General features: G+C 49.1%; 27 protein-coding genes. 9 read left to right on the plus strand and 18 right to left on the minus strand.

Features of this window, described 5'->3' with window-relative positions; all coding sequences use genetic code 11:
- Nucleotides 1–77 precede the first annotated feature (77 nt).
- Nucleotides 78–236 carry a hypothetical protein gene (locus RCH83_RS03910; RefSeq protein ID WP_306519230.1) on the plus strand — a complete coding sequence of 53 codons (159 nt, stop codon included), beginning with the start codon at nucleotides 78–80 and terminating at the stop codon, nucleotides 234–236.
- Here RCH83_RS03910 and RCH83_RS03915 read toward each other — a convergent pair.
- On the minus strand, nucleotides 226–1,806 hold the full coding sequence (locus RCH83_RS03915; protein WP_306519233.1) for a GMC family oxidoreductase: 1,581 nt from the start codon (nucleotides 1,804–1,806) through the stop codon (nucleotides 226–228). The two genes, RCH83_RS03910 and RCH83_RS03915, sit on opposite strands and share 11 nt — an antisense overlap.
- The gene (locus tag RCH83_RS03920; protein ID WP_306519235.1) at nucleotides 1,799–2,308 is read right to left on the minus strand and encodes a hypothetical protein; all 510 of its coding nucleotides are present in this window, start codon (nucleotides 2,306–2,308) and stop codon (nucleotides 1,799–1,801) included. Before RCH83_RS03920 ends, RCH83_RS03915 begins: the two co-directional genes overlap by 8 nt.
- Before the next feature lie 104 nt (nucleotides 2,309–2,412).
- Between RCH83_RS03920 and RCH83_RS03925 the strand changes: the two genes are divergently transcribed.
- Both RCH83_RS03925 and RCH83_RS03930 read left to right on the plus strand, forming a co-directional pair.
- Entirely contained in the window at nucleotides 2,413–3,420 is a 1,008-nt protein-coding gene (locus RCH83_RS03925) for a hydrolase (protein ID WP_306519237.1), read from the plus strand.
- Nucleotides 3,421–3,429: 9 nt separating this feature from the next.
- Nucleotides 3,430–3,672, plus strand: a complete 243-nt coding sequence (locus RCH83_RS03930) for a YheU family protein (RefSeq protein WP_306519239.1) — start codon at nucleotides 3,430–3,432, stop codon at nucleotides 3,670–3,672.
- Between the two features lie 6 nt (nucleotides 3,673–3,678).
- On the opposite strand, the gene cysQ is transcribed toward RCH83_RS03930, so the two are convergent.
- Nucleotides 3,679–4,512, minus strand: a complete 834-nt coding sequence (gene cysQ / locus RCH83_RS03935; protein ID WP_306519241.1) for a 3'(2'),5'-bisphosphate nucleotidase CysQ — start codon at nucleotides 4,510–4,512, stop codon at nucleotides 3,679–3,681.
- Nucleotides 4,499–5,077: an ADP compounds hydrolase NudE gene (nudE, locus tag RCH83_RS03940; RefSeq protein WP_306519243.1), complete on the minus strand. Its 579-nt coding sequence runs from the start codon at nucleotides 5,075–5,077 to the stop codon at nucleotides 4,499–4,501. Before nudE ends, cysQ begins: the two co-directional genes overlap by 14 nt.
- Before the next feature lie 65 nt (nucleotides 5,078–5,142).
- On the opposite strand from nudE, the gene yrfG reads away from it, so the two are divergent.
- Nucleotides 5,143–5,820: a GMP/IMP nucleotidase gene (yrfG, locus tag RCH83_RS03945; RefSeq protein WP_306519245.1), complete on the plus strand. Its 678-nt coding sequence runs from the start codon at nucleotides 5,143–5,145 to the stop codon at nucleotides 5,818–5,820.
- Nucleotides 5,821–5,921: 101 nt separating this feature from the next.
- On the opposite strand, the gene RCH83_RS03950 is transcribed toward yrfG, so the two are convergent.
- Both RCH83_RS03950 and RCH83_RS03955 read right to left on the minus strand, forming a co-directional pair.
- On the minus strand, nucleotides 5,922–6,491 hold the full coding sequence (locus tag RCH83_RS03950; RefSeq protein WP_306519247.1) for a hypothetical protein: 570 nt from the start codon (nucleotides 6,489–6,491) through the stop codon (nucleotides 5,922–5,924).
- 1 nt (nucleotide 6,492) lies between these two features.
- Complete coding sequence (locus RCH83_RS03955) at nucleotides 6,493–6,870, minus strand: PadR family transcriptional regulator (protein WP_306519249.1); 378 nt, start codon at nucleotides 6,868–6,870, stop codon at nucleotides 6,493–6,495.
- A gap of 969 nt (nucleotides 6,871–7,839) precedes the next feature.
- Between RCH83_RS03955 and RCH83_RS03960 the strand changes: the two genes are divergently transcribed.
- The gene (locus tag RCH83_RS03960; protein ID WP_306519251.1) at nucleotides 7,840–8,493 is read left to right on the plus strand and encodes a hypothetical protein; all 654 of its coding nucleotides are present in this window, start codon (nucleotides 7,840–7,842) and stop codon (nucleotides 8,491–8,493) included.
- A 121-nt stretch (nucleotides 8,494–8,614) separates the two neighbouring features.
- Complete coding sequence (locus tag RCH83_RS03965; protein WP_306519253.1) at nucleotides 8,615–9,271, plus strand: hypothetical protein; 657 nt, start codon at nucleotides 8,615–8,617, stop codon at nucleotides 9,269–9,271.
- A 366-nt stretch (nucleotides 9,272–9,637) separates the two neighbouring features.
- On the opposite strand, the gene RCH83_RS03970 is transcribed toward RCH83_RS03965, so the two are convergent.
- From RCH83_RS03970 to gspC, 12 genes are all read right to left on the minus strand, one after another.
- The gene (locus tag RCH83_RS03970) at nucleotides 9,638–10,396 is read right to left on the minus strand and encodes a type II secretion system protein N (protein WP_306519255.1); all 759 of its coding nucleotides are present in this window, start codon (nucleotides 10,394–10,396) and stop codon (nucleotides 9,638–9,640) included.
- 112 nt (nucleotides 10,397–10,508) lie between these two features.
- Nucleotides 10,509–10,973: a type II secretion system protein M gene (locus tag RCH83_RS03975; RefSeq protein ID WP_306519257.1), complete on the minus strand. Its 465-nt coding sequence runs from the start codon at nucleotides 10,971–10,973 to the stop codon at nucleotides 10,509–10,511.
- Entirely contained in the window at nucleotides 10,970–12,160 is a 1,191-nt protein-coding gene (gene gspL / locus RCH83_RS03980) for a type II secretion system protein GspL (RefSeq protein WP_306519259.1), read from the minus strand. Before gspL ends, RCH83_RS03975 begins: the two co-directional genes overlap by 4 nt.
- Nucleotides 12,157–13,302 carry a type II secretion system minor pseudopilin GspK gene (gspK, locus tag RCH83_RS03985; protein WP_306519261.1) on the minus strand — a complete coding sequence of 382 codons (1,146 nt, stop codon included), beginning with the start codon at nucleotides 13,300–13,302 and terminating at the stop codon, nucleotides 12,157–12,159. The genes gspL and gspK overlap by 4 nt, the downstream gene beginning before the upstream one ends.
- A complete protein-coding gene (gene gspJ, locus RCH83_RS03990; RefSeq protein WP_306519263.1) occupies nucleotides 13,299–13,928 on the minus strand; it encodes a type II secretion system minor pseudopilin GspJ in 630 nt (209 codons plus the stop codon). Before gspJ ends, gspK begins: the two co-directional genes overlap by 4 nt.
- Nucleotides 13,925–14,338 (minus strand): type II secretion system minor pseudopilin GspI, encoded by a 414-nt coding sequence (gene gspI / locus RCH83_RS03995; RefSeq protein WP_306519265.1) that lies wholly within the window; start codon nucleotides 14,336–14,338, stop codon nucleotides 13,925–13,927. The genes gspJ and gspI overlap by 4 nt, the downstream gene beginning before the upstream one ends.
- Nucleotides 14,328–15,017 carry a prepilin-type N-terminal cleavage/methylation domain-containing protein gene (locus RCH83_RS04000; protein ID WP_306519267.1) on the minus strand — a complete coding sequence of 230 codons (690 nt, stop codon included), beginning with the start codon at nucleotides 15,015–15,017 and terminating at the stop codon, nucleotides 14,328–14,330. Before RCH83_RS04000 ends, gspI begins: the two co-directional genes overlap by 11 nt.
- On the minus strand, nucleotides 15,017–15,457 hold the full coding sequence (gene gspG, locus RCH83_RS04005; protein ID WP_306519268.1) for a type II secretion system major pseudopilin GspG: 441 nt from the start codon (nucleotides 15,455–15,457) through the stop codon (nucleotides 15,017–15,019). The genes RCH83_RS04000 and gspG overlap by 1 nt, the downstream gene beginning before the upstream one ends.
- A gap of 4 nt (nucleotides 15,458–15,461) precedes the next feature.
- The gene (gene gspF, locus RCH83_RS04010; RefSeq protein WP_306519270.1) at nucleotides 15,462–16,685 is read right to left on the minus strand and encodes a type II secretion system inner membrane protein GspF; all 1,224 of its coding nucleotides are present in this window, start codon (nucleotides 16,683–16,685) and stop codon (nucleotides 15,462–15,464) included.
- Complete coding sequence (gene gspE / locus RCH83_RS04015) at nucleotides 16,685–18,187, minus strand: type II secretion system ATPase GspE (protein ID WP_306519272.1); 1,503 nt, start codon at nucleotides 18,185–18,187, stop codon at nucleotides 16,685–16,687. Before gspE ends, gspF begins: the two co-directional genes overlap by 1 nt.
- Entirely contained in the window at nucleotides 18,188–20,281 is a 2,094-nt protein-coding gene (gspD, locus tag RCH83_RS04020) for a type II secretion system secretin GspD (protein WP_306519274.1), read from the minus strand. It lies immediately after the preceding gene.
- 27 nt (nucleotides 20,282–20,308) lie between these two features.
- Entirely contained in the window at nucleotides 20,309–21,247 is a 939-nt protein-coding gene (gene gspC / locus RCH83_RS04025) for a type II secretion system protein GspC (RefSeq protein WP_306519276.1), read from the minus strand.
- A 156-nt stretch (nucleotides 21,248–21,403) separates the two neighbouring features.
- On the opposite strand from gspC, the gene hslR reads away from it, so the two are divergent.
- From hslR to RCH83_RS04040, 3 genes are all read left to right on the plus strand, one after another.
- Nucleotides 21,404–21,817: a ribosome-associated heat shock protein Hsp15 gene (hslR, locus tag RCH83_RS04030; RefSeq protein WP_306519278.1), complete on the plus strand. Its 414-nt coding sequence runs from the start codon at nucleotides 21,404–21,406 to the stop codon at nucleotides 21,815–21,817.
- A 7-nt stretch (nucleotides 21,818–21,824) separates the two neighbouring features.
- Nucleotides 21,825–22,676 (plus strand): Hsp33 family molecular chaperone HslO, encoded by an 852-nt coding sequence (hslO, locus tag RCH83_RS04035; protein ID WP_306519280.1) that lies wholly within the window; start codon nucleotides 21,825–21,827, stop codon nucleotides 22,674–22,676.
- 312 nt (nucleotides 22,677–22,988) lie between these two features.
- Nucleotides 22,989–24,527 carry a phosphoenolpyruvate carboxykinase gene (locus tag RCH83_RS04040; RefSeq protein WP_306519282.1) on the plus strand — a complete coding sequence of 513 codons (1,539 nt, stop codon included), beginning with the start codon at nucleotides 22,989–22,991 and terminating at the stop codon, nucleotides 24,525–24,527.
- Nucleotides 24,528–24,574 lie beyond the last annotated feature (47 nt).

Here is a 24,574-nt window from a genome sequence, read left to right on the forward strand (position 1 = left end):
AACGATTTTGCTGTAAAAGTGCCTGCTGATACCGTTTTGGTATACCACGCCGGAAGCCTCTGCGACCGGCGTTTTTTATGTTCACGACGAACGGTATACCGGCGTTGCAGGAGCAAAAAGCCGGTAATGTTCACGACGAACGGTATACCGGCGCTGCGGAGCAAAAAGCCGGTAATGTTCTGGGAGCTGACACCTTTGTCGCTCAGCCCTTCACCGACCTGCAGATTAACCCCTGAGCCGCTGCACCAGTTGTTCAGTATTGCGCCATGCCAGCGCATAAATGGTCAGTTGTGGATTGGCACCCAGGCTACTGGGTAATACTGACCCATCAATCACAGATAAGTTATTGAGTTGATGATGATTGCCAAAAGCATCGACCACGCCTTTGGCGGCATCCACACTCATATTACAACCACCCATCACATGGGCTGAAGCCAGCGCTGCTCTATAGGTTTTTAGTGGTAAATCGGCAATAGCGGTTTTGGCTTGCTGCCAGCTACTGTAAAGCATGGCATCCTGATGCACCGGCATTACCGCTTCGGCGCCAGCGGCAAACTGCAACTCAGCCATAGCTAAATAAGCTTGTTGTACCCCACGCCATAAATAATCTGTGACCTGATAATCCAGCACCGGCTCGCCGTCAGCATCGAGTTGTACCTGCCCCCCTTGTGCCTGTGGGTGAAAACCGTCACGCAACAAAGCAATCATCACCTGCAAATGATTAAATTTTTGCATCATGCCGGCATGCAGCTCGGCCATACCGGTCAGTTTGGACGCCATCAGTACCGGATGAACCGGCGGCACTTCCAGTTTAAAACCAGCTTCGTTGCCCGCTGGCCAGACAAACTGATCGGAATAAATAGATTGTGGCGCACCGGCATGACCGGAAATAGCGTCATGAAACAAAGCGCCGGAAATTACACTGGGGTGCAAATAAGTATGTTTGCCTAAACGACCGGAAGGGTCGGCAATACCGGAGCGCAATAACAAAGCAGGTGAATTAATAGCACCACCTGCCAGCACATAATGCCTGGCTTTAAACTTCAGTTTCACTCTGGCTGTTGGCTGATAATGCTGGTCAACGGCTACAGCATCAAGCTGCTGAATTTTATCGCCTTTAAACTGAAACTGCCGTGCTGACACTTTGCTGATTAATAAAGCGCCGCCAGCAAGAGCCGCTGGAATAGTGGTCACCAGCATCGATTGTTTGGCATTAAGCGGACAACCCATACCGCAATAACCTAAATTGGCACAACCATGCACATTGCGTTCAATCACTGTGTATTGCCAGCCGAGGTTTTCACAACCACGTTGTAACGCCGCATTATTCGGGTTGGGCGGCACCTGCCACTTCGAAATATCCAAACGCCCGGCAGCCTTGGCAAAATAAGGCTCAAGACTTTGCTCACCACTAAAATCCAGGCCAAATTCACTGCGCCAATAATCCAGCGTTGGCTGTGGCGTGCGGATAGAAGTGGTCCAGTTGACAGTTGTAGAGCCGCCCACAGTGCGGCCCTGCAAAATGGCAATGGCCTGATCTTTGGTTTTACGGCCAGCACCATCCTGATACAAATGTGGATAAGCCCAACGTTCCTGCTGGCGAAAATCGCTGCTGCTCCACAGCGCACCATGTTCTAACATAATTACCGACAAACCGGCCTGGGTCAGAATTTCCGCCGCCATACCGCCACCGGCGCCGGTGCCGATAATCACCACGTCCGCTTCAAATTGCTGATCTTCAGTTAAAGTCGCAGCATCAATATGCCGCCAGCCGTTGGCAAGGCCTTGTTTAATTGGATCATTCATAAGCACGAAACTCCGGTGCCTGATACGCCAGTGCCTGCCAGTGTTGTGGCTGACCATAATAAGCCGCCAACAGCAGCTCACGCAGGCCGCTATAAGCCTGTTGCAACAAGGTCAGGTAACTATCGCGCCAGCTGGTTAGTAGCTGCAAACGCAGCTCAAGCGATAACTCCGCCAGCGCCATACTGTGTCCTGTTAACGCCAGCCGGGTGAGCTGTTGTGATAACAAAAAAAATAACTGATGTAATTCAGCTTGTTGGCGTTTGGGCAAAAAAGGTAAAAAGTCCAGCACCGCCTTGCGGGTATTAAATAAGGCTTGCTGTTGTGCAGCTGGATCGCCAGGTAATGCGCCCAGCAGAATGGCCGGTAACAAAGCATCTAATACCAAAATGGCGTCTTGCTGCTTTTGTTCTTCTTGCCGATCAAACAGCGGATACAAAGTGACACCAGTGGCTAAAGTAGCGCCAGCAGCCAGACCAAGCATGATAAACTGTCGTCGTTGCATCTTCAAAAGGCCCCGCCTTATCTGTTGTTGTTATTTTTTACTGAGCGCAACAGTCTGTGATTAGACCAGTGTTAAAAAATCATTGTTCATGAGGAATCTCTAAATTGCAAGCATGGCAAAAATCAGAGCAAATTGCTGATTTATCGGAATTTAAACCAGCCTGGTGGCTGAAAAACTGCCATTTGCAGACCATTCTGGCCAAATACCTGGCACCACGCCAACCACTGTTTTACCGGCCTGAATTATTCAATTTACCTGATGGCGACGAGCTGATGTTGAGCTGGGGCGAAAAAAGCCCACAAAACAGCAAAGCGCTGGTGGTGATTTTGCATGGCCTGGAAGGCAATATTCACAGCCATTATGTGCGCGGTATGCTCGCCAGCTTGCAACAACAGGGTTTTGCCGTGGTGCTGATGCATTTTCGTGGTTGCCATGGTGAGGCGAATAAATTGCCACGGGCTTATCATTCCGGTGATACCGCAGATTTTGCTTTTGTATTGCAACAACTTGGCGAGCGTTACCCCGGCCTGCCACTGGCTGGCGTTGGTTTTTCGCTGGGTGGTAATGTACTGATGAAATACCTGGGTGAAACCGCTGAACATTGCCCGTTAAAGGCAGCAGCGGCTGTTTCAGCACCTTTGCAATTGTCGGCCAGTGCGGATCGGATAAATCAGGGTTTTAGCAAATTTTATCAGCGGTATTTGCTTAAACGCCTGAAAGGCACAATGCAGCGTAAACTAAAACGCCACCACAATTTCCCGTTGCCTGTCACTTATACGGATATTCAGCGGCTTGGCACTATCCGCGACTTTGATCAGCAGCTCACCGCCCCGTTACACGGTTTTCTCGATGCTGAAGATTATTACCAAAAGGCCAGTGCCAAACCTTATTTGCGCCATATCAAGCGCCCGACTTTGCTGATCCACGCCAAAGACGACCCATTTTTAGCAGCAGATGTGATACCCACAGCTGCTGAGCTGAGCCCACACAGCCGATTGCTGGTCAGTGAATATGGTGGCCATGTTGGTTTTGTTTGTGGAGGTTTACCCTGGAAACCTGTGTATTGGCTGGATCAGGTGGTGCCGGCTTTTCTACAACAACATCTACTTTAAGGACTTTGTATGCTTATCCCATTTCAACAACTCAACCCCGATACCTTAACTGCGCTGATTGAAGCTTTTGTATTGCGCGAAGGCACAGACTACGGCGATTTTGATGTCAGCCTGCAAAACAAAGTGCAGATGGTGCTGCAACAACTGCAACAAGGCAAAGTGGTGATAGTGTATTCAGAGCTGGAAGAGTCGGTAGACTTAATGACAGTGCAGGATTACCGCCAATTGCTGGCAGCAGACGAGCAGCAATAAGCGTTGTTATAACCCAGGCAGCACACGACCTGAATGATGCGCCTGAATCAGCTGTGGCCAGCCGACACTGGACTGCCCAATCACCATAAAGTCGGGGTTGGCCAGAGTTTCACGCTGATTGTAACTGAGCGGAAAAAACTGGCTGTCGAGTATTTTACCACCGGCTTCTTCAACAATAATATGCACAGCGCCGGTGTCCCACTCGCCGGTAGGGCCAAGGCGTAAATAACAGTCGGCGCCACCTTCGGCCACTAAACAGCTTTTTAAACTGCAGCTGCCAAGTGGCACAAATTCCACATCCTGCCCTGTTGCCAGCAACGCGTGAATACGTTCCAGCGGCTGGCGACGGCTGACCGCAATACGCAGCGGCAAACCGGCGTGATGCTGGCGCACCTTAATATGGTTAATTAAATTACGTTGTTGTTTAAAAGCACCATGACCGCGGGTAGCGTAATAACAAATTTGTTCTTTTGGCCAATAAATCACCCCAAGCGCCGGCCAGCCATGCTCCACCAGCGCTATGCTGACGGCAAAATCACCACTACGGGCGACAAATTCCTGAGTGCCGTCCATAGGGTCAATCAGCCAATAACGTGGCCAATGCTGACGCTGCGCTAAAGGTACTAAATTACTTTCTTCAGAAATAATAGGAATATCCGGCGTCAGGCTGCTGAGCCGGTCGATAATAAGTTGGTTGGCGGCATAATCTGCGCTGGTGACAGGGCTGTTGTCGTCTTTGGCGGTGTGTTCGTAGTCGCCACTTTGATACATCTGCCAGAGCACTGCGCCGGCTTCAACAGCTGCAGCTTTTACCGGTTCTAACAGTCTACTTAAAAACATCCTGATGGGTATCCAGATACTTTCGCGCCAGAAATAAAGCGGCAATACTGCGCGCTTCGGTAAAATCGGCTTGTTGTAACAATTCGTCGAAATCTTGCCAGCGCCACTTTACCAGTTCCAGCGGTTCCGGCTCGTCGCCGGGCAACTGCTCAGGGTAAAGTCCCGTAGCAAGAACTATCTGCATTGTAGCATTAAAATATCCCGGAGCCAGCGTGACACTTTTCAGCGGCACTAAAGTATTAGCACCAAAACCAACTTCTTCTTTTAATTCACGATTGGCGGCCACCAGCACTTCTTCACCAGGGTCTATCAGGCCTTTGGGGAAACCCAGCTGGTAATCGTGGGTACCGGCGCTGTATTCACGAATCAGGTAAAAATGTTCGGCATCAGGGCAAGCCACCACCATCACAGCACCCCGGCCAGAACCACGCATGCGTTCAAATAAACGTTGTTCACCATTACTAAATTGCAGCTGGATTTGTTCAATTTTAAACAAGCGGCTTTGCGCCACTATTTCCTGACTGAGAATTTGCGGTTTTTGTTTGTCTTCCTGACGTTCAGCCATACCACTGCCTCTGCTACAATGCATTTTTCTGCGCTCTACTATAAATCGAACAGATGGAAAAACCTATGCTGGACTGGGCGAATATCGACACTGTTTTACTGGATATGGACGGCACCCTGCTGGACTTACACTTTGACAACTATTTCTGGCTGGAACATTTACCGAAACGCTGGAGTGAAATCAGCGGTATTAGTGTGAGTGACGCCAAAGCACAACTGAAAGCCGAATATGACGTGCTGCAAGGCAAACTGGAATGGTATTGCCTGGACTACTGGGGCAAAAGGCTGCAACTGCCTATTACCGAATTAAAACGCGAAGTAATGCACAAAATTGCCATGCGCGCTGACGTGCCCGACTTCTTAAATGCGCTGAAAAAAAGCGGCCGCAACATTGTGTTGGTGACCAACGCCCACCCGGGTAGTTTGTCATTAAAAATTGAGCGCACTGAACTTAGTAATTACATTAACGAGCTGATTTCTACCCATGAATTTGGCGTGACTAAAGAAAGTCAGGCGCTGTGGCATAAACTGCAAGCCCGCTTAGGTTTTGACCCCAAACGCACTTTGTTTGTCGATGACAGCCTGCCAATTTTGCATGCCGCCAAAGAGTTTGGTATTGGCCACTTGCTGGCAGTAGCCAACCCCGACAGCCAACTGCCGGTGCGTCAAATTACTGAATTTGCGGCTATTACCGACTACACCGTATTGCTGGATGAGATTTTGTTATCTACCCGTCTGGCCTAAGTAAGCCGTGACAGGCAAATAACCAGCGCTTATCGGGTTTGTTTTCACGACAGCCCAACAAAAGCCTGCACCTTTTATGTTGCAGGCTTTTTTATGCCCACTTACATATGCTGTTTTAAAACGCCCAGCACTTTGCGGGTAAGTAGCGCCACTGCCATAGCCAACATGGCTGCTGCGGGCACTATCCACCACCCCATCACCTCGGGCGTAGCCATGGGCGGCACCGACACAAACCCCACCACTATGCTGTTGCCGTGCGCCGTCGACCAGACCCCCACAGATTCTGGCAGCAGGAACTTGGCACCAGCGACAAACAACAAACACAAGGCAGTGCTAAAACCAAACACCGCCATGGCAAAATACATCGTTGCAGTAACGCTTTTTTTCATGTTTTGAATAGCTTTAAAACCGCGTGGCGGCGGCGCGCCTTCTTCAATATGGGCAATATATTGCGCAGCCAGCTGCCGGGGTTCACCAAAACCACGCAGAATAACCGCAACATCAACGCTGTTGCCGGCGGCTTCCTGCTGCTCTATCACATCAAACAAATGGCTTTCAATTTCGCGGATCACTTCCTGGCTTTCATGGGGGGCGAGACGTGCCAGATAACGGCGTAAATCATTGAGATAACGATGGATAAAGTCGTTGTTAGTTAATTCTGCCTGTTGCATATCAGACTCCTGTTATTTGCAGCGGTTGTGGGCCTGGGTTGGCCAGCAAAAATTCAATGTCGGCAACAGACTGGCGCCAGAGCCGGGTTAAATCTGTCAGTTTTTGCGCACCAAGCGCCGTAAGCCGGTAATACTTACGCGGCCGGCTGTCACCTTGCTGCAACCATTGTGCGTCCACCAGTTCGTCACGTTTGAGCCGGTCCATCAGCGGATACAGCGTACCTTCGGTAATGGTGGTCGACGGCAGGCTTTGTAATAACTTCAGCAGTTCCAGCCCATATAAAGTGCGCTGCTGCAAAGCCGCCAGAATGGCCAGTTCCAGCGTGCCTTTACGCAGCTGTACTTCCCATTTTTCCATCAGAGCTTCGTTCGGGTTCATCTGTCACCTTGTTTGGCCAGGAGGCTGGTCTTGCTATGTATTGAACTATACCTTGCATTACAAGGTATAGTGTTGAGCATAGTGATGGGGGGTTGAAAGATCAAGTTTATTTTTTAAGCAATGGTGCTTTTTGGGGCTTTGAATTTCAGCTTGCAGCTGATGGGGCTGTACCGGGGGCGGTTCACGCTTATGGGTGACACTTTTGTGCAATCACATAGGTAACAGTTTTTTTGGTTTGTGTTCTGTTTGGCTTGGTTTTTTTGGTTGATGCCTGCGGCTTGGCGCGCTTTGGTTTTCAGCTTGCAGCTGAGGGTGTTATGCCGGGTTTCGCCCCGGCAGGCGAGTCCCTTTCTTTGCTGACAAAGAAAGGGACGCAAAGAAATCACCCCGAGATCGTTCGAAAGCCCGCTGTTTTGACTCGCTTTTGAGGCACCGCCAAAACTCGCGGAGTGCTAACGTCACCCCGCTCAGACAGTTGGCGGCTTAAAACCTCAAAACCGGCCAAAACAACGGCTCACTAAACGGGGGAGAAAAGCGCTGGCTTGGTGAGTTGTTTTTTTTGGTTTGTGCCAAAAGCCGGCTAATGCCGAACGGTTGTGCTTTAAATCTCCTGCATAAGGCTTCAAAAACAACAGATGAAACTTCCAGTAAGCAATCATGCGTTAAATTTCGGACAAATAGCACACACGAAACCCAAATTTTGTCAGGAATTTTTTTAACCAATCGGAAAAAACGTTTGCAAAATAGGTATTTGAGTCTTACGGTGGGATAAATAAAAATCAGGATAGAAGGCATAAAAATTTCCCACTTGCGGGTGTTTTTCCTTCTATTAAGTTGTCAGCTAAATAAGGGGATATGACTTATACCATGGAGAGAGGGCAAGCACTTCATCTACTAAGAGGGGCTCTAGCCGAGATATCGGATAGTCGAGGTTTCGCTAGAACTAACGACTTCTCTGGACTTCGCGAGGTGGATGCAAAGGTTCGAGAGGCACGCATGGTTCTGGAAGGTATCGACGGATTGCCTGAGTCGTTGCTCGAGTCGATGTCTAACGACCTAAACTTCCAAGCAAACAGTCGACGTGTCCGGCTAGAAGCGTTGGCTGGCTATATCAAAAGCGCCATAAAATTCACTGACACGGGTGCTTTCGAAAAACCTAAAAAGGTTATCCATTCACCCCCTGATTTCTCAGCACTGACTTCGTCAATGCCTGGGCTCACTGAAGAAATAAATCGACGCTGGCGCGAAGCTCAGAAGTGCGTTCACGTTGAGGCGTTTACGTCTGCTGTAATTTTGATGGGCAGTATACTTGAAGGCTTATTGCTCGCTCGAGCTCAGCTCTCTGCTTCTGTTGCTTACCAATCTCGCCGCGCTCCAAAAGACAAGAATGGTAAAGCCGTTGCAATCCCGGATTGGACGCTCAACTCGCTTATTGATGTTGCGACTGACGCGGGTTGGATCAAAACGGATAGGGGCAAGTTTGGTCATGCGCTGCGAGAGTCCCGAAACATCGTCCATCCATGGCAAGCAGTGTCGATTCGCGCAGACTTTGATGGAGCAACTTGCCGCACATCATGGCAAGTGCTAGATGCATCTGTGTCTGACTTGTTGAGGTCATTGTGAGTAGAGCCAACAAGCCGTAGCAGTTCGCACCTTTCGCCGCGAGACTCGCTACGCTTGCCGTTATACAGGAGCGTTATGTGCTACCCAATTTATGAGCGCAATTTGGAGATAATTATAAAGAATGGATATTAATGATTTTAGAGAGAAATTAGATGCTGATGAAGGGCTTATTTCTAAACCTAGAATACTAGTTAGTCTGTCTGTGATATTTATCGCTTTAAACATCTCAGGAGCATCGTTGCAAGAAGCTAATACATTAATATTTAAAATAAAATTTACACGGCACAAGAACCTTATTTATCTATTTTTTATATCAATATCTTTCATGCTTCTTAGATATTATGCCTACGCGAAATCCTATCACGATTTGCTATTTTCATTTTGGTCAAAAAGAATGATTAGTGACTACAAAATATTTCAATATACACCTAAAGAAGAAGCTATTTCAGGACTACTTAGCAAGCGTATTGATGTTTGGCCTGGTGATGAACCTGGCATACAAGATCTTAAATATGAGGTGGCAAGAATCTTTAAAAGGAATCTGGTTTATCAATGCTCTGGGCATGATGAAATTCATGGTGATTATTATTATGATTCTAACATCGAACTTAATAAGTACAGTGAAACATGGCAACGTAAAGACTTTCTTATTTTATTAAAATTTGAAGCGCGCTACCAATTAGAAGCCATTTTAAAGTACAGAGAGTCTTTGGACATTCTGTTTCCCTATGTATTAGGGTTTGTCGCATTGTTTAGCTTCTTTATTAGGGACATTTAGGGGCCAAGCACATAACACACGGTTCAAGCGGTAATGCTTCAAAACAAACATTCCCAACTAACCCCCAAACCAACACCGGGAGCTGCGGAGTGAGCATTCAAGAGTGAGCGCGGGAGGCGCGAACGGGCGAACGTAGTAGTTGCCGGTGGTGGTTCGCGCCCTGCCGGTTTAACCTTAGCTGTGCCAGTAAACTTCAACTGCCAACTTCAGCAGGCAGAACTGCAGAACGAGAGAATTTTAGTTACTGCCGAAAGTGATGCGTGCAATACCCGCTTTATCGCAGCCACTAACGCCTACCAGCGCCACACCAACCAAAAGCAACAACACCAAAGCGCTGCCCTTATCCGGCAGCGCCTGCTGCAAAACCTACTGCCCTATCCGGCCTTGCAGCTTTAACGGGAAACGGCCTTCGGCGTCGGCTTGGCCGACAAACTGCATGGCCTGGTGCACTTCTTTTGGCATGGAGGCCGCTGGTTTCAGCGTGCCGGCAATCTGGTAACTGCCTTGTAAAATATCGGCTTTTACCAATAAACCCAGCGGGTTATCTGCTGTGGTTTGCAAACTGATATTGCCGTTGTCACAGTTAAGCACCGCGTCTATTGCCTGCAAATCAATCCAGCCGGTTGGTGTTTTAAATTTAGCCTGTTGCCAGCTGGCCTTGCCATCCAGCGCGGCACAATAAGGTTGGCCTAACACAAAATCTTTTAAGTTCAGCACTATAGCGCCGCTGGCATCCACCGGCATTGGCAACTGTAATTGCGGTATTATTGGGGCAACCGGCAACCTGATGGTTGAGTTGTTTAACAACAGCTGACCAACACCCAACTCTGCCTGCACCGCCAGATAAGGCAAATTGCTGTCACGCAGGTTACCACCTTGCATCTTCAGGCCTAATTTACCGCGCCATAATAACGACGGCTGTAACTGCCAGCTGAGTTGTGGCAGATAAAACGGCGCTTTTTGTACGCCGGCAATCTGCCCGCTCCACAAGGTGCCTGTCACAGGGCCAAGCTGCACATCTGCAGGTAAAGTCACTAGTTTTAGCCAGACATTGGCCGGTGTCAGCACCAGCGCAAATAGCAGATAGGCGGTAATACCCAAAGCCCATAACATCGATTTTTTCATCTGTACTAACTTTTCCCAGCTGTTGTTATCTGTGTTTGTATGTTGTGAGCAGACGTCGTGAAGCGGCTGTTGGCTATTGCGCCTGAATGCAACAAAGCACACACAAAGGTCATTATTCCAGCACCATACGACGCACCCGCACCTGCCCCGGCACTTCGCTTTGCGCTATATCCAGCTGCACCAGCGTCACACCCTGCTGATATTGCAAGTCATGCAGCCAACGTAACAACTGATCAAAAGGCAAATCCTCCAGCGACAATTGCAACTGCTCATTTTGCGGCTGCATCCGGCTGACCTGCACCTGGTATGTATTGGCGGTTTGTGACACCACATCGGTCAGACTGCCCTGAGGTTTGCTGCTTGTGGTTGCCACCGACAATTTTGGTAACTGGCTTTGTAACCATTGCAGCTGTTCGGCCGCACCTTTGGCCGCCAGTTGCTGGTCAATTCTGGCCTGATGCAAAGGTTGCCAAATCAGCGCATAAAAGATGGCAATACCAAGCACAACTGCAGCACCTGTCAGCAGCTGCTGCTCGCGTTGTTGCAAAGACGCCCACCAGAGTTGAAATTGTTTCATGTTTTACTCCGCATCGTGATGGTGCCTTGCACTTTGCCGGCAATATTACTTAAAGCGCCTTGCTCCACAGTAAAACCCTGTTGTTGTAACTGGGTTTTTAACTGCTCAAAACTCTGAAAACCATCGGCAGTGGCCTGAAACCTCAGTTCAGCTTTTTTGCTGTCATAACGCAGATTGTCCAGATTTAAGCCTTGTTGTTGTGCTAACAGCGGTTGCAGCTGTGACAACAAACCCACCAGACTCTGGTTAGGGTCGACACCGCCATTGGCCGCAAGTTTACGTTCCACCTGCCGTTTCAGGTTCACAATACGCTCATTGGGGTATTTGCTTTTATAAAGTTCGGTTGCCGCACTTCTGGCCTGTGTGGCCTGGCGCTGATATAACCAGCTTTCAAGGCCAACACTGCTTAAATACAACAGCAGCACAGCAGCTGCCAATGAAATACTCAGCCGCCACTGTTGCCAATGTTTGTTTTGTGGTTTTTTCGGTGCGTAGTCGCCCTGCAACAAGCTAAACGAAGTTTTGTTTAACTGCCTTGCCAACAAAGCCAGCGGCAACTCGGCCGGCGCCAGCTGATGTTGTTGTAATACCGCTTCTGGCCAGGGGCTGTAACTTAATACCAGCGGTAACGCCAGCAGCGCCAGATAATCCGGCCACCAGCTCTCGTCTATACAACTGACTTGCCATGGCCCTTGTTTTAACAACCACTGACCCGACAATTCAATCACCAGCGGTAGTTCAGCATCGGGCAACAATAAAGCGTCGGGCACCATCCGCTGCACGCTAAAACCTGCTTGTTGTAACCAGGCCAGCCACTGCTCCATCATGGCACGGCGCACTACGGCCACTTGCTGACTGTATTGACCGTCCTGCTGCAAGGTCTGGCCTTGTAACAACAACAGCTGCTCAATATCTTCGGCCTGATCTTCTTCCAGCATAAAAGGCAGCGCCTGCAGCAGCTGACGATTAGGTTTGCCTGGCAAAGGCACAGTTTTCAGCACCACATCACAGGCCGGCACTAAGGCCACCACAGGGCGTTGGCCAAGACGCTGCGCCAACGCAGGCAAATCATCGGCGCCGGCTAAACGGCCACTGGCAATTATTTCTTCATTCAGTGCCGACCAGACCAGCCAGTCGACCGGCGCATTGGCCACACTGCCAAGCCGGATTATCAGTTGTTCATTCACCCTGGGCCTCCAAAGCGCCGAGCGACCACTTGTACTGCTTGATTGTCATCAACTTTAAATACCGAGGTCAATTTAAAACTGCTGTCTGCTAACTGTACCGTCAGCTCAGCCTGGAAATAACGCGACTTTACACTAAACATGGTTTTAACTTCTTCTGGTATCGCCAGACCACTCAACTGGCTGCTGGCCCAGAACTGCTCCAGACTATCAAAACCTTTTTCCGGCCGGCCATTAATTAACGACTGGGCGTCATCAATAGCCAGGCCTGGTATCATGCCAGCCAACACTGCAGCCTGGGCTTCAGTCACTGTATTTACATTCAGCTGCAACAACGACTGCTGAGGTATCACACAGACCAAAGGCGCCACCAGCGCATAATCAGCTGGTGTGACATCCAGAATTTGCCGCAGCTCCGACTTACTGACCATCAGACTGTTCGCACTGTAATAAGGAAACTCAAGTGCCGCATAGTCGTTTTCTTCCGCACCACCGGCACTTTGCAGCTGATTGTCTGCATCCAGCCAGTCGGTCAGACGCGCCACCAGATATTCAGCTGGCATCGATAAATCGGCGGCTGATTGTTCCAGCAATCTTTGCATGGCTTGCTGCGCCGGTGTTTGCACCAAGCCTGTTCTGTTGTTATTCGGCCTTGGCTGTTGTGGTTTATTCTGTTCGTCGGTTTTATCCGCGCCAGCGACCTCTCCCTCCGGGCTGCGATTTTGCTCAGCATCACTGTTAGGTGCGCCAGCTGTTTTCGGCGGCAGCTGCAAGGAATTTAAGTTAAAACAACCTTGTAAATCAGTAATTTTTCCGCTGATACTGCCTTGCTCCACCGGGAAAGTGGCGCCTTCGGCCGCCCATGGCTGACTCAGATTAACGCTGTCTTTGCCCGCAGCTGAACTTCTGATCAACTGCCGGCTAAATTCTTCAGCACCAAGCGCCAGCCATAACGCCTGTTGCCTTTCCATCAGGTTCAATTGGCGCTGCAACTGCAGCTGCAGGCGACCGCTCATGCTGACCGCAATCACTACCACCAGCGCCACCACCATCATCACTGCAATCAGCGCTACTCCGCGCTGTTGCCGTTTGGCTGTGATCAGCTGTGGCCGTGGCATAATCATCGGCAGTAATCTGGTTTTCATTGGGTTAGCCCGGCAGGTAAAGTAAAAATACGCTCAAACTCACCGGTGTTTTGTTGGGTAATCACCATTTTTAAAGCCTTTGGCATCTTCTCCTGTACCCAGCTGTCTTGCCAGGCGCCTTCCTGATCCAGATAGGTGATTTTAAAACTGTCGATATCTTCAAGCAGCAGCTGGATTTGTGGTTCAGTGCCGGTCACGGCATCAGGAAATAAATAAAACAGCCGCTCCAGTTTATTTTCTTTTAAACGATAACCAACCAGCTGCACTTCACTGCGTGGCAATATCATGCCGGGATTGGTCCAGCCGGCATGACTAAATGACACACCATCATCGTCACTTTCCAGCCAATTTGGCACACCGGCCAACATCACTTTATTGGGTGCTTCACCACTCACCCGGATTTGCCTTGGCGCTATTTGCCACAGGTCCCGCTCCAGCAACATCATCACTTGCTGCAACTTTTGTAACCGTGCCAGCGCCGCCTGTGAAGCTGTGTCACTGCGGGTCACACTATCCAGCACAGCCACAGATGCCAGCCCAACCAAAGCAAAAATGGCGGTTGCCAGCAACATTTCAATAAAAGTAAAACCTCTTTGGCCTGGCGCTGCCATTTGCAGTTGGCTCATTCTTTGTCGCGCTCAGGTTTGCCAACAAAAGTCTGCAGGCTATAAATCACCCTTGCCGGCTCTTCCAGCGGACTGACCGTTACTTTGATCTGACGAAAATTCGGATCTGCGGTTTCCAGACTGCTTTGTTGCCATAACCACATGCGGTTAGCCATTTTTACTTCACCCTGCTTTTTTGCTTCAGGCGGCCATTTTTGCTCCAACCGGTTCAGCTGCAACTGATTTTCGGCAATAAAACTGGCAAAAGTCATTTCTTCCAGCTGAGTGACAGCCCGAATATGTTCAGTAGTAGCGCGCATTACTGCCACGCCGGCGATGGCAAAAATAGCCATGGCCACCAGGAGTTCAATCAGGGTAAAACCACTTTGGCCAGACTTAGCGGCTAATTTTTGTGGTGATTTAGCGGTCAAGTTCCACCTCGCCCCGCTCCAGCGGAATACTAAATACAGCCTTCAGCTGCTGTTTCCATGCCGGATTTTCGCTACTTTCTTTTAAAGTTAATAAAAAGGGGGTAATTTCACCTGAAGATAAAATAAAAATCTGCGGTTGTGCCGGGTCACCTTTTTTGCGCGGTTCGGTAACAAAACCGGTTTTTAGCGGTGCAGTGGCTTTTTTGTTTGGGTCTTTGCTGTCTTCCAGTTGTTTTTCACGTGCTTTGGCAGCGTCAATTTCATCAAAACTGTTTTCTTCAAACAGTTTGTCTTCTTCCTGCCATTCAACCTGACTGAGCAAATTGCCTTCACTCCACTCCAGGCCTTCGAGCTCCAGCTCAAACTCAATACCCTCAGCAAATTTGTAACTGCGTAATGCTTTAGGTTCACGGATGCTGTGCCACTTTTCGTCTTTAAACAGCATAAACCTGTAGCCTTCGTCATCCAGATACAAACCCAGTTCCTGCTGTTTTAGCATGGCTGTTTCAGAAGCCAGCTGAATCAGCAGCTGTAGTTGTTCTGTTTGTTTTGCCAGCTTTTTATCGCGGCTTTCACCGGTAAAACTAATGACTACTGAAGCCGCCAGCAGTCCAATTAACAAAATAACCAGCAGAATTTCCACCAGAGTGAAACCCTGCGCCGGCGGCCGTAATTTCATTAGTTTTGCTGATCGGCGTTGTCGCCGTCCAGATTCCAGTTGCCGATATCATCTTCGGTACCGGCTGTACGATCCGGGCCCATTGAATAGACGTCAATTTTGCCCATTTCACCCGGGCTTGCCAGCTGGTATTCACCGTCCCACGGATCTTTTGGCAGACGTTTGACAAAACCACCTTCAGGAAAAGAACGTGGCACTGGTTCAGTGGTAACTTGGGTCACTAACGCCTGCAAACCTTGTTCAGTGGTTGGGTAAAAACCGTTGTTGAGTTTGTATAAATCCAGCGCGTTTTCCAGCTGCTGAATATCCACCACCACTTTTTGCTGGTCGGCTTTTTCTTTATTGCCCATCAGGTTAGGCACTACCATACTGGCAATAATGCCCAGAATAACAATCACCACCATTACTTCTAACAGGGTAAAACCACGTTGCTGTTGCATCTTGCTAACCTCCTCCGACTAAATTATTCAAGGCTAAAATTGGCTGTAAAATCGCCAACACAATAAAAAGCACCATGCCGGCCATCACCGACACCAGCACAGGTTCAAATATCTTCAGCGACACTGTCACCAAAGTTTCAAATTCACGATCCTGGGTATTGGCCGCCCGCTCCAGCATACCGTCGAGCTGACCACTTTTTTCACCACTGGCAATCATATGCAACATCATGGGTGGAAAAAGTTTGGTTTGATCCAAAGCACCACGTAAAGAAGTACCTTCACGCACCCGCAAAGTGGCTTCGCCAATGGCTTGTTTCATAAAGGTATTATCAAGCACGTCAGCGCTGATACGCATAGCCTCCAATAAAGGCACGGCACTGGCGTTTAAGATACTTAAAGTGCGGGCAAAACGGGCGGTATTCAGGCCTCTGCTGACTTTACCCAGCATGCCGGCTTTGAGTAACAATCTGTCGTATTTCAGCCGCAGCGCTGGTTTTTTTAACGCCTTTTTCAGCGCCATCACCGCCAGCATCAAGGCCAGCAACACAAAAATGCCATAAGAGCGGATAAAGTCACTGGCCGCTATTAAAAACAAAGTGGCGCCAGGCAAACTCTGGCCCATATGTTCAAACTGCTCGACAATTTTGGGCACCACGGCCGCCAGCAAAATGCTGATCACTGCCACGGCAAAAAAGGTCAGAATGGCCGGGTACAGCAGCGCCTGCATAATCTGGCTACGCATATGCTGACGTTGTTCGGTGTAATCGGCTAAGCGGTTGAGTACAGCATCCAGATGACCGGATTTTTCACCGGCCGCCACCATAGAGCGGTACAGATGGTCAAATACATGCGGAAATTCTGCCAGGCCTTCAGCCAGACTGTAACCTTCCACCACTTTGGAACGCACCATCATCATCATGCTTTGCAAACGCGGTTTTTCACATTGTTCCGCTACCGCCTGCAAGGCATTTTCAATAGGTAAAGCAGCTTCCACTAAAGTGGCGATTTGACGGGTAATAAGCGCTAAATCACTGGCGCTGATGCCACTTTGAAACCACTTTTTGCCGCTGGCCAGCATTTTTTCCTGCTGTGACGCCAGCTCCAGACTGAGCGGAGTTAACTTTTGCTCGCGCAATAACTGCCTGGCGTGACGGGCGTTATCGGCCTCCATCACCCCCTTGCTTTTGCGGCCTTTTGCATCAAGTGCCTGATATTCAAATGCCGCCACTATGCATCCTCACGGGTTACCCGCAGCACTTCTTCCAGCGTGGTAAAACCTAACAACACTTTGGAAAAACCGTCCTGACGGATACTGGGGCTTTGGCTTCTGACATATTTTTCAATGGACTGTTCACCTTTGCCGTTGTGAATCAGCTCACGGCAATGTTCATCCACCACTATCAGTTCATGAATACCGGTCCGGCCACGGTAGCCGGTCTGGTTACATTGTTCACAACCAACAGCACGGAAAATCTGCTGACCGTCTTTTTTGGTGATGCCCAGCAAAGCCCGTTCTTCTTTGTCCGGTTCGTGTGCTTCTTTACAATGCACACACAAGGTACGCACCAGTCGCTGCGCTAATACTCCCAGCAAACTGGAAGATAATAAAAAGGGTTCAACACCCATATCTTCAAGCCTTGTAATAGCGCCTGAAGCTGTGTTGGTGTGTAAAGTGCTGAGTACTAAGTGACCGGTGAGACTTGCCTGCACTGCAATTTGCGCGGTTTCTAAATCGCGGATTTCACCGACCATCACCACGTCAGGGTCCTGGCGCAAAATTGCCCGCAAACCACGGGCGAAGGTCATATTCACCTTGGTATTGACCTGGGTCTGACCTATACCTTCGAGCTCATATTCAATAGGGTCTTCGACGGTCAGAATATTCCGATCTTTGGTATTAATGTCGGTTAAACCGGCATACAAAGTGGTGGATTTACCCGAGCCTGTTGGGCCAGTGACCAGAATAATGCCGTGTGGTTTTAAAATCAGTTTGGCAAAACTGTCCTGCACTGATGGCGTCATGCCTAAATCAGCCAGGTTCAGGTGTGAATTGTTTTTATCGAGTAAACGTAATACCACCCGCTCGCCGTGGCTTGACGGCATGGTAGAAACCCGCACGTCCACAGCACGACCGGCAATGCGCAGACTAATACGGCCATCCTGCGGCACCCGTTTTTCGGCGATGTCGAGTTTGGCCATCACCTTAATACGCGACACCAGCAAACTGGATAACTTGCGGTTTGGCCTGAGCATTTCACGCAAAATGCCGTCGATGCGAAACCGCACCACCAGCGCTTTTTCAAAAGTTTCGACGTGAATATCGGAAGCACCCAGTTTTATCGCTTCACCCAACATGGCATTGATCAGTTTAATAATGGGCGCGTCGTCTTCGTTTTCTAATAAATCTTCGGTTTCCGGAATTTCATCGGCCAAAGAAGCCAGATTCACTTCGTTGCCAATGTCCTGCATGATTTGTTGCGCTTCGCTGGAATCGCGCTGATAAGCCGCTTCCAGCATGGCTTCAAATTCTACCGCGCTGAGTTTTTGCACCACAAAAGGCAACGACAACACCCGCCGTACTTCCAGCATGGCGGCGGCATTGGTGTTGGGGTTAATCAACAACAGCCAATTGTCGCCCTGCGGCTGTAACAACACACCATGACGTTTGGCAAAACCAAAAGGCAGCCTGATCCGGCCTGTGCTGACTGCTTCCAGTTCAACATCAGCCATTTAGTTTTGCTCCTGCGGTTTTTCATCCTGCTTCAGCGGATCTATAGCATCGAGTTTTTGCTGAATTTCCGGTGGCAGGGTACGGTCCTGGCCCCATACCGGCATTTCAGGTTTGTCGGTATTTGGCATTAACTTAATGCCATCATCCTGTGCGCTGAGTTGCTGTGCTCTCATATAGTTGTATTTACGCTGGCTGACTTCGTTCATCACACCACCTTCACGCATAATGGTTGGGCGGATAAATACCATCAGGTTACGTTTTTTCTTTTCCGATTTAGTAGAGCGGAATAACTGGCCTATCAGCGGAATATCACCCAGCAGCGGCACCTTGGATTCACTTTCCTGCACGTCTTCGTCAATTAAACCACCCAGCACCACAGTAGCGCCATCTTCGGCCATCACTGTGGTTTTAATTTCTCTTTTACTGACAATAGGGTTGCCTTCAATTTCACCGGCACGGCCCGACACTTCCTGCTCTATCGTCAGCTTAACGGCGTTGCCTTCGTTAATTTGTGGGGTGACTTTAAGCTTGATACCAATTTCCAGCCGGTCCAGGGTGGTAAAGGGGTTGGTGCCGCCTTGACCCGGGCTGGTGGTGGTTTTAATTGGAATTTCTTCACCCACAATAAAATACGATTCCTGGTTATCCAGCGTAGTGAGGTGTGGTGTGGCCAGAATATTGGAATTACTGTCGCTGGTAACGGCTTGTAAAATAGCGCCCCAGTCGTTTTTAACAATACCAAGCAAAGCGCCGTTTACACCGGAAAGCGCCTGGCCAATAGTGGTGTAATCAGGTTCTTGATCTGGTGTTTTAGTGGTGGTTTTGGTGCCGTCAGGCGCCACTACTGTTGTTTCAGTACCTTTTTGCGTACGGCCAACAGCTGCTGCGCCGGCAGCCACTGTCGAAATTGGCATACCGGCATTGGTAAACTGCTGCATACCACCGGTTTCGCTAATCCATTGCACCCCCAGGTTAATACCTGAAGTTTCACCAATTTCCACAATAATGGCTTCAACCAGCACCTGAGCACGGCGTACGTCAATCTGGCGAATCACATCTTCCAGACTTCGAAGCATATCGGGCTGGGCTGTGACGACCACAGAGTTACTTTCGGCATGGCTTTCAATACTGACATCACCACGGCTGTTGCTGCGTGAAGCAGTCTGACCGGCCGCCTGACCTGCACTTTGACCTGCAGCTGCCGCCACCATAGAATTACTGACACCCTGTAACACTTTGACTAAGTCTTCTGCTTTGGCGTATTTCAGGTAATACACTCTGGTGTTGCCCTGATTTTCCTGCTCAGCGTCCAGTCGTTTAACAATTTCAGCCACCCGCTGGCGCGCCTGTAACTCACCGGACACTATCACGCTGTTGGTGCGCTCATCGGCCACAATTTTGGGAATTAAAAATTCCGGCTGGTCGCCTTGCCCTTGTTTTTTATAGATATTGTCCAGTATGCGCACCACTTCGCCGGCGGAGGCAAAACTAAGCTTAATAATTTCAATATCCTGGTTACCGGCTTTATCCACCCGCTGGATAATGTCGACCAGCCGGTTTACCACTTCGGCCTGGCCCGTCATCATAATAACGTTGGACGGGTCGTAGTTCACCACATGGCCACCACCGGCCTGATCGGTAAACTGACGTAATAAAGGTGCCAGTTCACGCACTGAAACGTTTTTTACCTGCACCACCCGGGTGACCATTTCGTCACCGATGCCACCATTGCCGTCACCCACTACCGGGATATTCGACATTTTGGCGTCTTTTTGCCGCACTACTTTGAGCACACCACTTTTCATCTCAACCACTGAGAAGTCGTACACTTCCAATACGTTCAGGAAAAACTGGTAATACTGCGCTTCGTTCAGCATTTCATAAGAACGCACATTAATACGGCCACGCACTTGCGGGTCGACAATAATGGTTTTATTCAGGTTTTTGCCAACGATGTTAATAAATTCATTAATTTCAGTGCCTTTAAAATTTGGTTGATATTCAACAGCAGCACTGAAAAAACTAAGCAGGGCCAGAGCACCTGCGCCCAGCCACGACAACAACGCCGGACGACGGATAGACTTTAAATTCATTAGGAGTGAACCATTATTAGCTGATTGTTATTGTGACAGACTAAACAAAACATCTTTAATCTCACCGTCACGTTCCACTTTAATCGAGGCTTCTTTGGCCTCACGTAATTCATTGATCAGGCCATAAGCCTGTTGCATGTCGTTCAGCCGCACACCGTTAATCTCAATAGCAACGTCATTTGGCATCAGCCCCATGCGGGCAAATAATTCCGGATCTTTGCCTGGTGTCAGCGCATAACCATACATCTGGCCGTTGCGATGACGCGGCGTAATACGAATGTAATCAAAGAGTTTGGCGGGTTCTGCCAGCATTTCACGGCGCATAGCGGCAATGTCCTGCTGCGCCGGGCTGTATTCCATAGGTTCAGGCACGGCCTGCACTTCTTGTAGTTCACCTTCGTTATAAGCGCTGTTTTCCGCACTCAGCTGCTGATATTCAAGACCGTCCAGCATCAGGGTTTCAAATCGGCCCGACACGTTTAACAACACCCGATCTTCCAGCACTTGTTTTAAACTGGCGCTGGTACCTTCAATCTGTTCATCCACCCCATACACTTGCTCTACTCCATTACTTTCAATAATGGCAGTGCCTTGTTCCGGTTTCTTTTTAGTGGCAACTACACCTGTCAGTTTTAAGTTCAGGCTGGTTTTGGGTGCATCGGTAGGGTTAGGCGCCGGCGTGGGGGCGGCTTCAGCTTTGGCCTGATATTCACCAAAAAGGTGAGCTGCCAACAAAGCATCAATGGCTGGCGACTGCTGCGAAGCTGCGGTGTGACTACTGAGTGGCTGCACTGCCGTAACCACAGGCGCAGGCCACAACATCCAGCTGAGTCGGGCTGCCAGCCAGGCCAGCAACAACACCAGACCGACAGAAAACAGCATATTCAGCTGTTTCACCGGCACCCGCTGGTAAAGACGCATCAGCTCGGCAGGAAGTTCATGTCGGGAGATAGAGGGCCAATTCATCGTTTTCTAATTCTTTTTTTTAACCAAAATTCATCTTACTCAGTTGCTCAGGTATCAACAAGAGCAGCCTGAAAATTTACCAAATGATAACAAGTCACAACTGGAGGCAAGCTAAGCTTTATGCTAAGGTCGCGCCAGTTTTTTCGGGAGACTCTGATGTCACACTCTACCGCAAATCCGCACAATACCACAGCCGTATTACGTTTAGATAAATGGTTGTGGGCCTGTCGTTTTTATAAAACCCGCAGTCTGGCAAAAGACATGATTGATGGTGGTAAAGTTCAGTATAATGGCCAACGTTGTAAGGCCAGCAAAGCTGTGGAACTTGGCGCCACTATTAAACTGGCACAGGGTACAGATGAAAAAACCGTGATAGTGCGGGCTTTATCTGAACAACGTCTGGCCGCGCCGCTGGCACAGCAGCTCTATGAAGAAACCGCTGAAAGTGTACAACTCAGAGCAGAGCGTGCCGAACTTCGCAAACTGAATTTGTTGTTTGCGCCCCATCCGGACAGCAAACCAGACAAAAAAATGCGGCGGCAATTATTGCTGCTCAAATCGCAACAATGAGGGTGTTATGAGTCAATCTGATCAACTGGTCCGTTTTTTATTCCGCGAAAAAGATGTGCGTGGAGAAATTGTGCAGGTGGCTGCCAGCCTGGATCTGATGCTGCAAAATCACCAATATGCCCATCCGGTGAAACAACTGCTGGCCGAACTGGTCGCGGCCACCAGTTTATTAACCGCCACCTTAAAATTTGAAGGCCAGATTGCGGTACAGATTCAGGGTGATGGTCCGGTGAAATTTGCTGCGGTGAATGGCAATAACAAACAGCAATTCCGCGGTGTGGTGCGGATGCAAAGTGAAGTTACAGGCGACAGTTTCCATGAACTGATAGGCCAGGGCTTTTTATTGGTCACTGTCACTCCGGAGCAGGGTGAACGTTATCAGGGTGTGATTCCTATTACCGGCACCAGCCTTTCTGAAACTCTGGAAGCTTATTTTAACCAGTCGGAACAACTGCCAACCCGCATTTATCTGCACACCGACATCACTGAAGCCCACAATAAAGCGGCCGGTTTATTGTTACAGGTGTTGCCGGTGGATCAGGACAAAGCCAAGCTGGATTTTGCGGAGCTGGAGCAACTGACCGACACCATCACAGCAACAGAACTGCTGGAACTGGCACCGGAAGATATGTTGTACCGGTTGTTCCATCAGGAAGTGGTGGAATTGTTCCCGGCACAAAAAGTGGAATTTGTCTGTGGTTGTTCACGCGACAAATGTGAAGCAGCCATTATCAGCCTGGGCCAGGCCGCCATTGAAGAACATATTGCCGAAGGTAAACTGGATATCAGCTGCGAATATTGCAACACCACTTATCATTTTGATGCCAATGCGCTGGTGCAGCTGGCACGTAATTTTTAATAAATGCGGCTGACGGTGTTTCCTGCACCGTCAGTCATCAAAGCCGGTGGCCAGACCGGCTTTTGATCTCAAATTTCATTTTAACTGCTCCGACCTGAAAGCAACTTCGTAACCCTCAATGCAGAGCAACAGATATCCAGACAGCTAAATTGCATATTCATGCAATTTATCGCCTGAGATTTTGCATACCGCGCTTTTTTTAGGCTTTTTCTACAATATCCTGTCGCCGTTTTTCTGCTTTTGCAGTAGAATGCGCTGAAATCATTTACCGCCTACAACACAAACTCTGTACCCCCAAGGAGTCAGCTGATAATGACCGCTCAAACTGTTCGTCACGTCGATTTAACTGTGGCCGATCTGGTCGAACACGCCATTCGCCGTCAGGAAGGAATTTTGGCCGATAACGGCGCTTTAGTCGTGAAAACAGGTGTTCGCACCGGTCGTTCACCAAAAGATCGTTATATCGTGAAGGAAGCGACCACTGAACAAGATATTCAGTGGGGTAACGTGAATCAGCCAGTTGCAGCTGAAGTATTTAACGCTTTGTGGGACAAAGCAGCACATTATATTTCCGACCGTGAACACTTTGTGTCTCACCTGGAAGTTGGTGCAGATCCGGAACATTACCTGCCAGTAGTAGTAACCACTGAAACTGCATGGCAACACGTGTTTGCCAAAAACCTGTTTATTACGCCAGCCCACTGGAATGCCGCCAACAAAGCCCAATGGCAAATTCTGAACGTACCAGGTTTTGTTTGTGATCCGGCCCGTGACGGTACCAACTCAGACGGTACTGTGATGATCAACTTTGCTGACCGCAAAGTGCTGTTAGCAGGCATGCGTTATGCCGGTGAAATGAAAAAAGCCATGTTCTCTGTGCAGAACTTCCTGTTACCGGCCAAAGGTGTATTACCAATGCACTGTTCAGCCAACGTCGGTGACGATGGCGATACCACTTTATTCTTTGGTTTGTCAGGCACTGGTAAAACAACTTTATCTGCAGATCCAAAACGCAACCTGATTGGCGACGACGAACATGGTTGGGCACCAGGCAGCGTATTTAATATCGAAGGTGGTTGTTACGCTAAATGTATCGACCTGTCGAAGAAAAACGAACCTGTAATTTGGGATGCCATCCGTTTTGGCACCATTCTGGAAAACGTGGTACTGGACGCTAACCGCACGCCAGACTACAAAGACGCCAGCCTGACACAAAACAGCCGCGCCGCTTACCCGTTAGCCCATGTGGAAAAACGTGTGCTGGCTAACCGCGCCGGTGAACCCCGTGCTGTGGTGTTCCTGACTTGTGACGTTTCTGGTGTATTACCACCGGTTTCTGTGTTGTCAGAAGAAGCAGCAGCTTATCACTTCTTAAGTGGTTACACTGCCAAAGTAGGTTCAACTGAAATTGGTTCTACTGCTGCCATTGAATCCACCTTCTCTACTTGTTTTGGTGCCCCATTCTTCCCACGTCCGGCCGGCGTTTACGCTGAGCTTTTAATCAAACGTGTCCGTGAATTTGGCAGTAAAGTGTACCTGGTAAACACTGGCTGGACCGGCGGTCCACACGGTGTAGGTAAACGTTTTGACATCCCGACCACCCGCGCCATTATTGACGCTATCGTATCGGGCGAGCTGGCGACAGTGGAAACTATCCACCTGCCACAGCTGAACCTGAACGTACCTGTTGCTATTCCTGGTGTTGACAGCAAGCTGTTAAATCCACGTGATACCTGGGCTGACAAAACACAATACGACCAATTCGCTGCCAAACTGGCCGCTGAATTTGCCAATAACTTCAAGAAATACGACGTTTCTGAAGCCATTCGCAATGCAGGTCCAAAAGCTTAATAAGCTTGTAAAGCCGGGTAACCGGCTTTAATAAAAAAATCCGCCAA

It is taken from the genome of Rheinheimera sp., from assembly GCF_030824435.1.
Taxonomy (GTDB): Bacteria; Pseudomonadota; Gammaproteobacteria; order Enterobacterales; family Alteromonadaceae; genus Pararheinheimera.